We start from the raw sequence: 13,460 nt of genomic DNA, 5'->3' as shown, positions 1-13,460 counted from the left end.
TAAGCAAAACGAACTGATCGGCAGGAGCTCCCATCGATTGCGGCAAGATCTTCAGGTGGTCGCACGTACGCGCCATCAGGAGGAAGTTCATCCCGCTTGGGTGTTCCATCGTTCAGGCAACAGGTTCTTGACCAGCCTTTCCATTATTCACCTCTTCACCAGGGAGAAGAAACTCGAGTACAGCGTTGAAGTGTACAGCCCCTCTGTGTGGACTCCTGCTGATATCAGCGAGCTGTGTGAGTTGGCCAATCATGACCCATCCCAGTGTTTTCCCTCGGTTTTTTCATTGTTGAGCTCTAAAACCACGGTGAGTTGCCTCTGTTTCAAGGTGCAGAACAGCAAGGAACTGGGTATGCAGCTCAATCAGATTGAACGTGCCAAGTTCTCGCAGAACCTTGCACAGACGCTTGCAAACCTGTTGGGCTCCACCATCGACGTGTATGCTTTCTCCTTTGATTCCTATTTTGTGTTCCTCAAGGACAGTGGGCTTGACCAGGTCCTGTCCAATAAGATCCAAGGCCTGATGAAGGCTTTCCAAGAGCCCTTCAATACATTCGATATCCGCTTGGATTGCGGGGTTTCAAACTACCCATCCACCTCCTCAAATGTCTTCGACCTCTTGGTGGATGCACACCTGGCAAGCCAGATGGTGGAGAAACTGAAGGATGGTCGGTATGTATTCTACACAAGCGAAGTGAAAAAGCAGTACCAGCGCCATACAGCAATCCGGCAGGCGCTCGCGACTGTGTTCAAGTCCGATCAGATGCGGTTGTTCTATCAGGCCCAACTCTCCATTGAGAAGGGAACCATCATCGGAGCAGAAGCCTTGATCAGATGGGAGCATCCGACTCTCGGATCCATACGACCCGACGAGTTCCTGCCGATTCTGCAAGAGCAGCAACAACTTGATCAGTTGGGTAGGTTTGTTATCACGGAATCCATCCAATTCCTGAGCCGGAATCTTGCCTTCCTGCAAGCAACCTGCCCAGCTTTCTCCTTATCCATCAACCTGAGTCCCGAGGAGTTTTCCAACCCCACCCTCATCGACCTGCTGGGCTCCCTTCTCAGGGAGTACCGTATTCCTGACAACTACCTGACGGTTGAATTGACCGAGCATACAGCCGTAGAGAATCTCACCTCTGCGAACGCAACCTTGGACAAGCTTCATGCCCAAGGCATAGCCATCGCCATCGATGACTTCGGCACCGGCTTCTCCTCTCTCTCGTACCTCATGGAACTGTCGATCGATATGATCAAGATCGACCGTTCCTTCATCTCCCGGTATCCCGATTCCGAATCGGTCACCATCTACAAGACCGTCCTGCTTCTGGCCAAAGAGGTGGGGGCCACCGTGCTGGCCGAGGGTGTGGAAAAAGCTGAGCAACTCGCTTTCCTTTCGGAAATCGGCTGTGACCAGTATCAGGGCTACTTGTTCTCAAAAGCCGTTGATGAGACAACGTTCCTCAAGCAGATTGAAGAAGTAAATATCCAAACATGATATCAACAAGCTGCCTATTCACAAAAATATGTTGCCGTGCACCCGGATATGAATACAAGGATTCTTGGGATTGCGCCAGGCTGCCAAGATGTTTGCCGGTTGGATACACCGCATCGACGAATGCCGGCAGCAGCCTCACGATATCGTTTGAAAGGAATCCGAATCCCCTGCAGTCCCTGAGTGAGAGCGCACTCAACCAGCTATCGAGTATTGATGACGCACCCAAGCCTCCATGGTCGGACAGGGTTTCGATGTAAAAAAGGGAATCCCGAAGGATTCCCTGGTGTGCTCGGTCAAACGCTTTTAGTAGCGGTTGAAGCTCGGGCGGGGTTTGGCGATGGCTTCGTTGACACGAAGATTGCGACCACCAAAGTCCTGGCCGTCAAGCTGGCTGATGGCGGCGATAGCAGCAGAATCGTCTTCCATCTCTACGAAACCAAAGCCCTTGGGGCGGCGGGTCTCGCGGTCAATGATGATGTTTGCACTCAGTACGGTGCCGTACTGTGCGAACAGGTCGCGAAGTTCCTCTTCGCTGGTGTTGTAACTCATGTTACCAACATAAATTTTCTTTGCCATTCAAAGCATCCTTCACAGGCCATTGCCTGTACAATAGAGTATTTGCTCTTTTTGGCGCAGTCTCGAACGTTTAACCTGTCTGCTAGTGGATTCAGTGAAGAACGCATACATACTAAGATAGGGTAAGGGACTAGCTGCAACGCAAAAACCAAAGCAACTGTACGGTAGCATGCCCAAATACTCTTGTCAATGAAGGGCCTTCGGCTCTTTGAACATTTTTTGCAAATATGTAAGAGAAAAGTGTGGCAATATGTAAAGAAACCAGTACAAGGGGTAAAGACTTCAGCCAGTTGGAAAACAAAGGCTCACGATGCTATCATGGGACTATGAAACACATCGAAGTCGCAGCCGCTGTTTTGCTCGAGCATAATACAGTATTTGCTGCTCGGCGGGGCAACAGTGGACCTCTTGGCGGGAAGTGGGAGTTTCCTGGTGGAAAGCTTGAAGAGGGTGAGGACGGCTGCACTGCAATCGTCAGGGAGATTGCCGAGGAGCTGAAAACCCGGATCGAGGTTGTTCGTCCCCTCATAACGGTCAGCTATCAGTATCCAACGTTCTTTGTGACGATGCATGCCTTTCTCTGCCGACGGCTGGAAGGAAATCTTGAGCTGACCGAACATGTTGCTTCTTGTTGGATTGGCAAGGAAGATCTCTACAGCCTTGATTGGTCTGAGGCCGACCTTCCGGTTGTTCGTGAAGTTGAGAAGCTGCTTGTTTGAATTGACTTGCTTCCTGTTTGTTCTCTTGCGATACTGAAGACACAGAGAGGGCCCAGTGGAAAGTGTCCTGATTCCTTCATTCGACAAGTTCTTTCTCTTTTGCAATCTCTATCGAGCAGAGCAAAGCAAGGCGGTAGTCCAGATCATCCATGGGGCTGCTGAATACAAGGCCCGGTATCATACTGTGGCAACCTTTTTACAGAGCCAAGGCTACAACGTATTGGTAAGTGACCAGAGGGGGCATGGAGATTCCACCGATGCCCGTTTTGTAAGGGGGTATCTTCCTTCTGTGGAAGTTTTGGTGGAAGACCAGTGGTATGTGACACAATTTTTGAAACAAGAGTTTCCTCGATTACCGATTCATGTGCTCGCCCATTCGTTCGGCGCAAACGTCTCACGACTCTACCTGCACTCGCATGATGGGGCTATTGCCTCGTTGATCATGACAGGAGCCCCTTGCTATGTACCTGGAATCGGATTGGTGATGGCACTTGTCAGAGTGTTGATGCTGGTGCTTTCCCCGCACGGCTATGGCTTCATTTCCGGCAAGCTCACTACAAGCGCATCGCTGAAATGGGTTTGTTCAGATCCTTCGGTCATCGAGGAGCGTCGAACCGATCCGTATCGGAAAAATTTTCGGTATCAGTTGGCCTCCATTCACACCATTTTTGATTCAGTGAAAAAATTACATGCCACCCCAACAGGCCCCATCAGCCAGCCTTTGCTGCCCATTCTCTGCATATCGGGTTCAGAAGATCCTGTTCCGGGCTTCAGCAAAGGTTTGGCCGACACAGAGGCTTCATTGAAGCGGATTGGTTACACCCGGTTCTATAAAAAGGTATTTCCTTCAATGAGGCATGAGGTATTGATGGAGAAGGAGAAAGAATTGGTATTCTCGCTGATCGCCGACTTTCTGAATGAGCAAAGGCGGGACGAAAGACTTGACGATTTGCTTTCGTGATATGATTGTATAAGAAAGATTGTTTTCTTTCAGGGCAAAACCCGATTTCATCTTGTAAGGAGCGATGGATTATGAGAAAGAACACACGAGACACGATTCGAAGGCCCAAGGATTGGGAACGAGACCCGGCTTGGGATTCTGATGAGCAAGAGGTTTATACGGAGGAAGGCGGCAAGTCTAAAACCAAAACAAAAACAACACAGAAAGAAGAACCGATTCAGACTGATATCGGAGAGTAATTCTGAATACAAGTTGTACCGTTTCCATCCTCTCAAGCAATTGGGAGGATTTTTCACGGGGCGTAGTACGCCTCACTGAGGTTCAGCTCATCCGCTCTCACCTCCTGGTTGGGAAGGAATACCGTGTGCAACACCCGTCCGGATGCATTGAGGAAGGAGAACTCAAGGTCGTAGACACCCGCTTCGAGATCGATCAAACCCACCCAAGCCTCTGCAGGTAAAAAATGCGTTGAACGGACATCGGCACGCTCGGAGACGTCCTGGGCAACCCGGAAGATGAAGCCAAGGAGCTCCTCGGCCGCCGTCACCTTGTCATCCTGCTGGGCAACAGAATCGTACATGGCAACGCCGACCGCCTTGGCAATGGCTCGCAGCACCGCCTTGGTCTTGGCCAGCTCGCTCTTTGTGCGGAAGGTGTCGATGGCAACATCACTGATGGACTCAATCTTGTGCAGCGTCGTCTCGGCCTGGGACCCGGCTTTCAAAGTGATGCTATGTACGTTTGAGTATATTCCCACCAAAACAGGATAGGCGATTTTTGCCCGGTTGTACGGGCTTACAGAGACATATTCCCATCGCTCCTGTTTTTGGGGAGCCTGACCGCTGAAAGAGATGACATGGAGCCTTGCCTTGCCCTCCTCGGGGGCTCCCTCATCCAAAAGAGAGGGAAGGGGGAAGTTGTACAAATGCGGTTGCGAAGCAAATGCATGCTTTACCTGCTCTTTGGCATAATACGCTGTCGAAGCCTCCCCAAGCGACTGGGCGACCAGTGATGCAAGATAGTTGGTAAGGGCGCTGGTGGAAAAGGAGGAAGCGTAGATTTCAGTATCGACACTCCCCAGTCCATGCTGCGAAGCGTAATTTCGCACCTGCTTGCTGTACCGTTCGTATTTCTGCTTCAGCAACGCCTGCTTTTCCATGCTGCGGTTGAGCTCTACCAAAGCGGACTCTTCCTGACCGAGGGCTATGTAGTTCAAGGCCTTGAACAAGTTCAGATAGATATCCTCATACTCCTCACCCTGGTATGCCTTGGTATTGTCGTTGACGATGAAGGAAGCGATGTTGGCAGTGATGCTTTGGGTGTATGCTTCGCTGATGAGCCGCTCCGATTCCGAAAGTAGTTTGTTCGATTCTTGGTAGTTGTGGTTCAAGCGGGCGAGCATGCCCAGATCGTAGTTGACGATGATCGGCCCCTGTGCCTTCAGAAGAGACGGGGCTTGCATCTGGAGATTGTGATAGGCTTTCTCATAATTGCCCTGCATGACATACGCTTGGGAACTTGAGAGATCGACATAGGAGGAACACCCCAGAAACACCATTGGACAAAGCAGAAGCACACAGAGCAACCTGGCTGCAAACATCGTCCACATCGCTTCTTTGTTTCTCCTCGACATGGCCACAATGTAGCATTCCTGTCCCATGCACGCAACAAGACAATGCTCGAAAATAGGGGCATTTGTCTGTTTTATCCACTTTCATCCTACACAATAGGCGTCTTATCTGGTACACTTGGAATCAATCCAGGCCTGATTGGAGGCCAATGGAACAAGGAGATCCTGAAATGAAACGAACCTTGTATGGGAGCCTGCTCCTTTTGATGGTGATGATGCTGTTTCTCTCCTGTCAGTCTGCCGTTTCTGTCAACCGTCTGAACGCCGAGGACGACATCGATCTGAGTGGAAACTGGAATGATACCGATATCCGCATTGTCTCTGAAGCCTTGGTTGAGTCAAGTTTCTCCTCACCGTGGATCAGTCAATTCCGTATGAAGCATCCGGGCAAGAATCCGGTGGTGATCGTCGGCACTTTCCTCAATCGCAGCAGCGAGCACATCGATACTTCCATCATTGCAAAACGCTATGAGATGGCGTTGATCAACTCCGGCAAGGTGGATATGGTTGCCGACCAATCCTTCAGGGCCTCGGTTCGTGATGAACGGGAGGAGCAGCAGTATTTCGCCAGCGAGGATACCGCCAAGGCTCTTGGCAAGGAGATTGGTGCTGATTACCTGCTGCAGGGAGCGGTTCGAACCAACCTTGACCAGAGTGGCAACCAGACTGTCAGAACATACTATGTCTCCGCCGAGCTGATCGACATCGAGACCAACCGCAAGGTCTGGGTTGGTGAAGAGACTATTAAAAAGCTCATCAAACAGGGCAAGTACAAGTTCTAGGAGGACCGATGACCAAACTTGGCAGATGCATGGTCCTGCTTTTGGTTTTCTTCATGCTCGTCTCCTGCACCCAGTTGGGGACAACCGGATCGGGCAAACCTACATGGCTCGATCGAGGCTATGATGCAACGTATGATGAGGCAACGTATCTCTGTGCTGTCGGCTCCGGATCAAATAGGGAACGGGCTGTTGATTCGGCACTCTCTTCGCTGTCTCAGGTTTTCAATGCCCAGGTACGCTCACTGACCGAGGTGACCAGCCTTTCCAGCAGGGAGACCGATGCTGCCGGCAATGTCACCTTCGCCGAATCATCGGAGATGGTGGAGAGCGGAAGCGTAGCTTCACAAACGGGGAACATAATCGGCGCCGAGGTTGTCGGTACCTATATCGATGATCTCGGACGCGTGTATGTACGGGTTGCCCTGCACAGAAAGCGTACTGCTGAACTGTACAAGAACAGGATAGCAGAACTTGCCGCCTCATTGTCGCAAGCACGCACCAAGAGTGCCCTGGCTTCCGATTCCCTTCGCTCCTATCTCTTGCTGCTGCAGGCAAAGAGCCTTGCCAGGGAACAACAATCACTCTACGACCAGCTGCAGGTACTGCTTCAGCAGCCACAGAGACAGGTCCTCTTGGGCTATGAACGCGAGCTGGCCGTCCTTGCAGAGAAAATACAGGTCAGTGTCAAAGTTGTCTCCGATGATGCCAGTACTCCTGTGTTGCAGGCTGCCTTCGAGAAAGGATTGCAGGATTTCGGATTCAGGATATCCAAGCAGGAAGAGGGGCCCGTTCTCTTGGTTGTTTATGACGTAGAGCCGCTACAGATGGCTGACAGCCCATACCAATATGCAAGGTACTCGCTGTCTGTACAACTCATGCAGGGAAACGAGACGTATGTTTCCTATAAGAAAGTTGAGAGGGAAGCTGCTCTTTCACAAGTCGATGCCGTGGCAAAAGCCCTGCGTTCGGCTGGCAACAGCGGTGTAGAAGAATTCTTTAGCCTCATGCTGACAACGCTTGGGGATGAAACGTAGTGGAGGTTTCACAATGAAAACAAAGTATGCGGTGATCGCACTCGTATTGCTGGCTCTCACCTTGACCGGATGTGCATCCGCCAAAGTCAAGGAGGCTCCCGCTCCCGCCCGTCCGGTGATCATTGGTGCTGAAGGCATTCCCCAGCCGGAGTGGGTATACAAGACTGTTTCCACCCAGGATGTCCATTTTGAGACCGGGTATGGAAACATGAATGACAAGCAGAATTCCATCAAGCGTGCGACGGTGGAAGCCAAGAACAAGATTGCAGCATGGGTGAGCACTACCGTCAAGGAAGTGGTTGTCACCTATGTCAACGATGCCGGCAGCGGCGACGACCGCCAAGCCCTCGACGCCATGGAAGTGATCAGCCGGCAGGTTGCCGAAGCGACGCTCAGCGGTGTTACCACCGAGGAGATCTGGGTGGATGCAGAGGGAGCCGTATGGGTGCTCTGTTCCATCCCGATGGCCAATATTGAAAAGAATTTTGAACCTGCAGCAGAAGCCGTCGCCGAGGCCTTTGTTGAAAGCGATGCCGCAGCTGCTGCAAATGCCAAAATGAAGGACGCCTTTGCAAACCTCCTCAAGGGAGCGATGTAAGTGCTGAAGGCAGGAAGAAGCCATCCTCTCTGCTGCACAGGATCTTTTGGATTTGAAAACCGATCATGCTTTGTCGGTTGAGAAGGTCCACACTGAGAATGAGGTCATGCAACGTGATTTCTGTCCGGTTTCAGCATCATTATGACAAGGATGCATAGACACATTGGAGCTTGGCCTCCTGCTATGAATAAGGATGTATGTATGAAACGAAGTGTATTTGTAATCCTGCTGGGTGTCTTGGTTCTTGCAGGTTGCGCTACTCCCAAGACCAATGCGGATGGATCGCCGTACTGGACGACCCACACACCCAAGAGCACCAGGACGGTGCACTACGAGGTAGGCTCGGCCAAACAGTCGACACCACAGCTCAGCCAGCTTAGGGCGGAGTCGGCGGCCAAGGATGCCATCGGCAGATGGGCATCGACCAATGTGGATAACGCTCTGGTAACGTTCATCGAGGAAGCCGGGGAGGTGCTGAGGACAAAACAAATGCTGGAGGTCCTTCAGAACCTGAGCATTCAGACGGTCAATATCGGCCTCAGGGGCGTTACCTTCGTCGAACGTTATACCGCCGCTGACGGCACGGTATGGGTGCTCGCTTCCTATCCGGTCAAAAACCTCAAGGATGCCTACAGGCAGCAAGCTGCGGAGTTGCAGCAGAAAATGGCTCTTGCACAGGCCCAAGCCGAGGCACAGGCGCTGCAAGCTGAGGCAATGCTTGCCTTCTTGGAGGCGCAACTCGAATCGGGCATTGAAGAATAAGCAACGCAACGTATGAATCATCAGCCAGAAGAGCGTTCTTCTGGCTTTTTTGCAGCCTCCCGGTTGACGTATTGTCTGGATTTTGCCATCTTGAACATAGGAGAACCTAGTAAATGAGTAAGATATATATCATTCTGCTTATCATACTTGTTGTGGTCCTGTTTGTTTCCTTCAATGGCCGGCAAGCAAAGACAACGACAGGCACTGCTGCACCCTATAAGAAAATTTCCGCCCAAGAGGCAATGAACCTCATGCAAAGTGGTCAAACATTGACCATCGTCGATGTCCGCACCCCTGCTGAATTTGCTGCCGGTCATATCCAGGGATCTCTCAATGTTCCCAATGAAACCATCGGTTCGAGTGCTCCATCTGCACTTCCTGATCTGGATGCCACCATTCTGGTCTATTGCAGAAGTGGCGCACGCAGTGCACAGGCTGCCAAAAAGCTGTTGGCGATAGGATATACAAACGTTCTTGATTTCGGTGGAATCATCAATTGGCCGTACGAGGTGGTGCGATAGTGGGCAATGCACTGTTTCTCAAGCATCCCGAATATCTGACGATAGTGGATGAGACGGGGATGCGCTACCACGGGGCCGACCAGGAGTGGTTTCCTCTTGTATGGCAACGCAAGGCCGGTTGCGGACCAACCACGGCAAGTAACCTGGTACTGTACAACCGCCACCAAGCGAGTCCAATCGGTAAAACCGACATGGTAAGATTGATGGAGAACATGTGGAATCACATCACTCCCGGCATTATGGGGGTGCATCTGGTGAGCATATTTACCAAAGGCCTGGATGAGCACCTCGCCGAGCAATCACTTGCATACAGTATAGCCAGCCTGCAGGTGGCAAAGGATCGCTTTAGCCGAGCATCCTTTGAAGACATAACAGCCTTCATCGAACAAGCATTGCGATCGGATCAGCCTGTGGCCTTTCTCAACTTGTCTGCAGGAGAGGTGAAGAATTTGGATTCCTGGCACTGGGTAACCATCGTAGGACTGGAACAGCGTGACGGGGAAGTCTTCATCCATGTATACGACGGAGGTACACAGTGGGTCATCGACCTGAAGCTTTGGTATGAGACCACGACCAGGTCGGGCGGCTTTGTCTGCTTACAACGCACTGAGAATCTGTGAGACCATGTTGGGATCGACTTCAGTTCCTGCCAGATGCTTCAAGACTGCCTTAATTTCCTCGTTTGATGCGTTCTCCAAACCTTCACGTTCCCAGACTTCTGCAAGCCTGAGTACTCGGGAAATGTAGGGTATTTCTTCGCCATGCAAGCCTTTCAAATAGCCTGAGCCATCCCACCGCTCGTGGTGATGCAATACCAGGGGGGCCAGATCGATGGTTTCCTCGAAGGTGTTCAGGATGCGGAAGCCGGAAATCACATGCTCCTGATACTGGCGTTGCATGGTAGTATCCCTGCCCTTGGCGTTGATCAGCGTCGCATCCAAAACAACCTTGCCTATGTCGTGGTAATAGCTGGCACGAGTGATGAGGCTTAGGTCTTCACTGCTGACATCAAGGAGCCTGGCGATGCGCATGGCATGCTGTTGCACCCGCAGTGCATGCTCCCTCTCCTTGGGTGCCTTGGCAAAGAGCATGTTGGTGAGCACTTCCAATTGCTGGCGCTGTGTCTCGGTGCGCCTGAGCGTCTTTTGGCGGTACATCCGATCCTCTGCGGCATCGTACAAGTCACGGATACTCTCTTCCTTGAGCATTTTGGTCGCCCATCCCAACGCAATGCTCATACGGCCGGCAAGCACGCCCATGCTGTCCATCCTCTGTTGGATTCGATTGATAATTTCTTGGGCTGTTTCGCTGCCGGTATTCGGAAGCAGCACGACAAACTCGTCCCCGCCGATTCTGCTGACGATATCTGAGCTTCTGCACGAAGCAGAAAGAACCTTGGCCACATCGGTCAGCAACTTATCCCCTGCGGTATGGCCGAAAATATCATTGGTTAGTTTCAAACCGTTGACGTCGCCGACGATGATGGAAATCGGGAGAGCTTTCTTTGTATCGAAGGCAACAAGCGCTTCGTCGAAATAAGCCCGGTTGTACAATCCTGTCAGTTGGTCATGGAAGCTGAGATATTCAATCTTTGCCAGGTTTGCCTTGCGTTCGGTGTTGTTTGTAAAGGTTACCACGGCTCCAACGACCAGATTATCCTTGATCTGGGGGTAGGCGTAGCACAGTACATCGAAGCAGGTCCCGTCTTTTCGCCAGAACACATCATGTTCCATCTCTATGCCGATTCCGGTGACCAAGGTTTTATGAATCGGACAGTCCTGCACATCGATTTTCTTTCCATCGGCAGTACTATGGTGGATGAGTGCATGAATGTTTCTACCCAGCAGTTCCTGTTCTCTCTCATACCCCAACAAGGTAAGACAACTGATATTGCAAAAGGTGCACAATCCTTGCTGGTCGATGCCGAAAATGCCTTCGGCTGTGGAGTCGAGGATCAAGCGCAAACTCTGCCGGCTTTCTTCAAGTTCCCCCTCTTTCTGTTGCTTGATCATGGAGGTATGGAGACTTGCGAAGAGCAGTTTGACCTGGTAGCTGTCCTGTTCAGTATACCCTGAAGGACTGTTTGCAAGAATGACAATGCCTGCAAGCTTCTGATCGACGGCATACCCTATGGTGATCATGGATGTGAGTGCTTCACCGCCGAGATTGAGAAAATCGGAGAGGGGATGCTCAATCGGTCCTTGGTTTTGGATGAGGGTTGAATTGTCAGCCAACAGGTTTTGGTAGAAACGGGTGAATGGCAGCGGGAGCAGCTTGCCCTCCGGTTGCAGGTTTCCATACGATGCATGGACACGCAAGGGCTCAGTCGGGTCATCACAGTGAAGCAAGAGGCCGAAAGCACTGTTTGTCAGTTCCGATACCCTGTTCAAGGCAAGCTGGAATTGGTTTTCCGCCTTCTCCTTGGAGGAGAGTATGTCCACCAGCAAGGCGGACCGCTTGAGGTTTTGTTGCAAATCCTCTTCCTGCCTGACCTGTTCGGTGATATCGAGGGCAAACGTACCAACTCCGGGGTTTCCGTCAGGAAGCACGAGCGGAAACTTGCTGATCCTGTACATGCAGTTGTCCCAGGTTATATCCTCCACCATCCGCTTCTGTTGTGCCATCACAACCTCATCAAGGTTCTTCAGTTTTGCAGAAAAATCAGGAGGGACGAGACTTTCGATCGAGCTTCCCAGCATTTGGTCGGAGCGCTTGCCGACAAACAACTCAAGGGCGGCATTCACAAACATGAGCTTTCCCTGCTCATCTTGGATGTAGCTTATCCGTCGATCGGCATCGAGGAAGTTCTGCAGAAGCTTGATGGAATAGTTTTGCTTCTTTTGCTGTTCTTCCAGCCTATGCATCAACCTGACCTGAAGGACAAGGAAGAGGGCGATGAACAGGATGGCGACGATGAGCACGGTGAACAGGGCAATGGAAAAGATTCGGCTTCTTACCAGCTGATGTTCCTGCCGGGTTCTATCCTGGAGTATGACCAGGTAGAAATAGGTATCGTTGCTGACCAAGCTCTGCACGGTAACCTGCAGTGTGCGTACCTGGCCGTCCGTATGGGGAATCGTCAGCGTTTTTCCATGAAGGTCGGCAAGGCTTTGGTCTTTCATGCCAAGCAAGGAGAGAAGGGAACGACCGACCAGCCGATCATGGGGAATGGCGAAGAATGTGGACGATATGGGATTCGCATAGACAATCGACTTGTCCTGTGCATCTACGAGCAAAACGGGTTCACTCATGTAGTCAATGGCTGCATCGAGGCTTGGCAGGTCCACCGACCAGAGCAAAAGAGGAGTCAAAAGGAGGATGATCAGGGCGAGACGGCGCCTGGCCCACTGTTCATTCATCATCATCTTGTGCCGATTCCATGGGCAGGAAAGCCTGCTCTGCAGCCAGGGGTCTGCTATACAAGTAGCCTTGCATGTAATCACAGTCGAGCTTTTGGGGCTCTCCTTCCTGCGCCCTCGTCCCGACACAACCGGCGATCACCAATTTGTCTATCTGGTGAGCGAAGGAGATTGGCACGACATACTTGCTCACCGCCACTTTCAAGGTGCCGTGCATCTGCAGGTCAAGCTGGTGCTCCGCATCGATGACGGTACTCAGGACTCTGGCATAGCTTTTTGCAAGCAAGGAGGCTTCCTGGATTCGTTCCTTGTAATAGAATGAGGAAAGGGAGTTGATCATCAGAATCCCTGCTGTGAAAATCAGCATGAGGATGAGCCGGGAAGGCACAATGACAGACTTCCAAGAGTTGAGGAATTTATTGTTTTTGGGTAAGTCCGGCACACTGTTCTTTCTGGACATGTATCTTTCACCCTACCATCGGCTTTCTGATGCGTCAACAATACCGCCATCCTGCTCCTAGTTCTTTTTCATGTTTTTTTGCTGTTTGAAGAAGAAGCCCAAACAAACAACAAACACGGCCAAGGCGAGGCACGTTGCAACAATGACCATCATGTACTGTGATGCAAATCCTTCTTGGGACGTATGCTTGATCAGAATGCCGGTATAAGCCCAGATCAGGGTGATCAGGTATGCCTTGTCCTTGGTTCTGAACGCCCAAGCCAGACCGATGGCAACGCCAACCACCAAGACCGCCACCGTCCACACAGGCTCGGGGATTGAGAACCCTGTGAACTGTGCCGAAACAAGCAGTGTTGTGATGTTGGCTATGGTTGCAACGGTGATCCATCCCAAATACACGCTGAAGGGAATGCGTACCGCCCATACAAACATACGGTCCCCCTTCATGGTCTGAATTATAAGATTGATGCGTATCAACAGAGCAAGGATGCACAGCATCAACACTACCGAAAGGCCGATCTTATGGTAGTGCCAGCTGAAGATCCACAGGCTATTGGCGA

General features: G+C 51.3%; 14 protein-coding genes and 1 pseudogene. 10 read left to right on the top strand and 5 right to left on the bottom strand.

Annotated elements, in window-relative coordinates; genetic code table 11:
• The coding region (locus tag B3F49_RS05645) for an EAL domain-containing protein (protein WP_293909608.1) at nt 1-1,498 on the top strand (1,498 nt) is incomplete at its 5' end.
• Between the two features lie 303 nt (nt 1,499-1,801).
• On the opposite strand, the gene B3F49_RS05640 is transcribed toward B3F49_RS05645, so the two are convergent.
• Complete coding sequence (locus tag B3F49_RS05640) at nt 1,802-2,074, bottom strand: RNA recognition motif domain-containing protein (RefSeq protein ID WP_013606721.1); 273 nt, start codon at nt 2,072-2,074, stop codon at nt 1,802-1,804.
• Nucleotides 2,075-2,400: 326 nt separating this feature from the next.
• On the opposite strand from B3F49_RS05640, the gene B3F49_RS05635 reads away from it, so the two are divergent.
• The 3 genes from B3F49_RS05635 to B3F49_RS05625 all read left to right on the top strand — a co-directional run bounded on the left by B3F49_RS05635 (nt 2,401) and on the right by B3F49_RS05625 (nt 3,993).
• Nucleotides 2,401-2,793, top strand: a complete 393-nt coding sequence (locus tag B3F49_RS05635; protein ID WP_293890475.1) for a (deoxy)nucleoside triphosphate pyrophosphohydrolase — start codon at nt 2,401-2,403, stop codon at nt 2,791-2,793.
• Nucleotides 2,794-2,848: 55 nt separating this feature from the next.
• Nucleotides 2,849-3,754 (top strand): alpha/beta fold hydrolase, encoded by a 906-nt coding sequence (locus tag B3F49_RS05630; protein ID WP_293890477.1) that lies wholly within the window; start codon nt 2,849-2,851, stop codon nt 3,752-3,754.
• Nucleotides 3,755-3,825: 71 nt separating this feature from the next.
• A complete protein-coding gene (locus tag B3F49_RS05625; protein ID WP_293890479.1) occupies nt 3,826-3,993 on the top strand; it encodes a hypothetical protein in 168 nt (55 codons plus the stop codon).
• A gap of 53 nt (nt 3,994-4,046) precedes the next feature.
• On the opposite strand, the gene B3F49_RS05620 is transcribed toward B3F49_RS05625, so the two are convergent.
• The gene (locus tag B3F49_RS05620) at nt 4,047-5,387 is read right to left on the bottom strand and encodes a hypothetical protein (RefSeq protein ID WP_293909605.1); all 1,341 of its coding nucleotides are present in this window, start codon (nt 5,385-5,387) and stop codon (nt 4,047-4,049) included.
• Between the two features lie 167 nt (nt 5,388-5,554).
• Between B3F49_RS05620 and B3F49_RS05615 the strand changes: the two genes are divergently transcribed.
• The 6 genes from B3F49_RS05615 to B3F49_RS05590 all read left to right on the top strand — a co-directional run bounded on the left by B3F49_RS05615 (nt 5,555) and on the right by B3F49_RS05590 (nt 9,701).
• Nucleotides 5,555-6,166, top strand: a complete 612-nt coding sequence (locus B3F49_RS05615; RefSeq protein ID WP_293890483.1) for a penicillin-binding protein activator LpoB — start codon at nt 5,555-5,557, stop codon at nt 6,164-6,166.
• Nucleotides 6,167-6,174: 8 nt separating this feature from the next.
• On the top strand, nt 6,175-7,200 hold the full coding sequence (locus tag B3F49_RS05610) for an LPP20 family lipoprotein (protein WP_293909602.1): 1,026 nt from the start codon (nt 6,175-6,177) through the stop codon (nt 7,198-7,200).
• A gap of 13 nt (nt 7,201-7,213) precedes the next feature.
• Nucleotides 7,214-7,798, top strand: coding sequence for a hypothetical protein (locus B3F49_RS05605; RefSeq protein ID WP_293909599.1), 585 nt, complete (start codon nt 7,214-7,216; stop codon nt 7,796-7,798).
• 201 nt (nt 7,799-7,999) lie between these two features.
• Nucleotides 8,000-8,560, top strand: a complete 561-nt coding sequence (locus tag B3F49_RS05600; protein ID WP_293909596.1) for a hypothetical protein — start codon at nt 8,000-8,002, stop codon at nt 8,558-8,560.
• Between the two features lie 113 nt (nt 8,561-8,673).
• Entirely contained in the window at nt 8,674-9,081 is a 408-nt protein-coding gene (locus tag B3F49_RS05595; RefSeq protein WP_293909594.1) for a rhodanese-like domain-containing protein, read from the top strand.
• Nucleotides 9,081-9,701, top strand: coding sequence for a hypothetical protein (locus B3F49_RS05590; protein WP_293890491.1), 621 nt, complete (start codon nt 9,081-9,083; stop codon nt 9,699-9,701). The genes B3F49_RS05595 and B3F49_RS05590 overlap by 1 nt, the downstream gene beginning before the upstream one ends.
• Here the strand turns inward: B3F49_RS05590 and B3F49_RS05585 are convergent.
• The 3 genes and pseudogenes from B3F49_RS05585 to B3F49_RS05575 all read right to left on the bottom strand — a co-directional run.
• Nucleotides 9,678-12,446, bottom strand: a complete 2,769-nt coding sequence (locus B3F49_RS05585; protein WP_293909592.1) for a diguanylate cyclase — start codon at nt 12,444-12,446, stop codon at nt 9,678-9,680. The genes B3F49_RS05590 and B3F49_RS05585 overlap by 24 nt on opposite strands.
• On the bottom strand, nt 12,433-12,900 hold the full coding sequence (locus B3F49_RS05580; protein ID WP_293909589.1) for a hypothetical protein: 468 nt from the start codon (nt 12,898-12,900) through the stop codon (nt 12,433-12,435). The genes B3F49_RS05585 and B3F49_RS05580 overlap by 14 nt, the downstream gene beginning before the upstream one ends.
• A 57-nt stretch (nt 12,901-12,957) precedes the next feature.
• Nucleotides 12,958-13,460: pseudogene (locus B3F49_RS05575) on the bottom strand (tryptophan-rich sensory protein); the annotation flags it as partial.

The organism is Sphaerochaeta sp. UBA5836, assembly GCF_002432845.1.
Taxonomy (GTDB): Bacteria; Spirochaetota; Spirochaetia; order Sphaerochaetales; family Sphaerochaetaceae; genus Sphaerochaeta.
Note: the sequence above shows the minus strand (reverse complement) of the source record. Positions and strands in the feature narration are given on the sequence as shown.

Excerpts from the sequence above, each read along its gene's own strand:
- B3F49_RS05640 (WP_013606721.1), bottom strand. The coding sequence starts at position 2,074 with ATGGCAAAGAAAATTTATGTTGGTAACATGAGTTACAACACCAGCGAA.
- B3F49_RS05635 (WP_293890475.1), top strand. The coding sequence starts at position 2,401 with ATGAAACACATCGAAGTCGCAGCCGCTGTTTTGCTCGAGCATAATACA.
- B3F49_RS05625 (WP_293890479.1), top strand. The coding sequence starts at position 3,826 with ATGAGAAAGAACACACGAGACACGATTCGAAGGCCCAAGGATTGGGAA.
- B3F49_RS05620 (WP_293909605.1), bottom strand. The coding sequence starts at position 5,387 with ATGTCGAGGAGAAACAAAGAAGCGATGTGGACGATGTTTGCAGCCAGG.
- B3F49_RS05615 (WP_293890483.1), top strand. The coding sequence starts at position 5,555 with ATGAAACGAACCTTGTATGGGAGCCTGCTCCTTTTGATGGTGATGATG.
- B3F49_RS05610 (WP_293909602.1), top strand. The coding sequence starts at position 6,175 with ATGACCAAACTTGGCAGATGCATGGTCCTGCTTTTGGTTTTCTTCATG.
- B3F49_RS05605 (WP_293909599.1), top strand. The coding sequence starts at position 7,214 with ATGAAAACAAAGTATGCGGTGATCGCACTCGTATTGCTGGCTCTCACC.
- B3F49_RS05600 (WP_293909596.1), top strand. The coding sequence starts at position 8,000 with ATGAAACGAAGTGTATTTGTAATCCTGCTGGGTGTCTTGGTTCTTGCA.
- B3F49_RS05595 (WP_293909594.1), top strand. The coding sequence starts at position 8,674 with ATGAGTAAGATATATATCATTCTGCTTATCATACTTGTTGTGGTCCTG.
- B3F49_RS05585 (WP_293909592.1), bottom strand. The coding sequence starts at position 12,446 with ATGATGATGAATGAACAGTGGGCCAGGCGCCGTCTCGCCCTGATCATC.
- B3F49_RS05580 (WP_293909589.1), bottom strand. The coding sequence starts at position 12,900 with ATGTCCAGAAAGAACAGTGTGCCGGACTTACCCAAAAACAATAAATTC.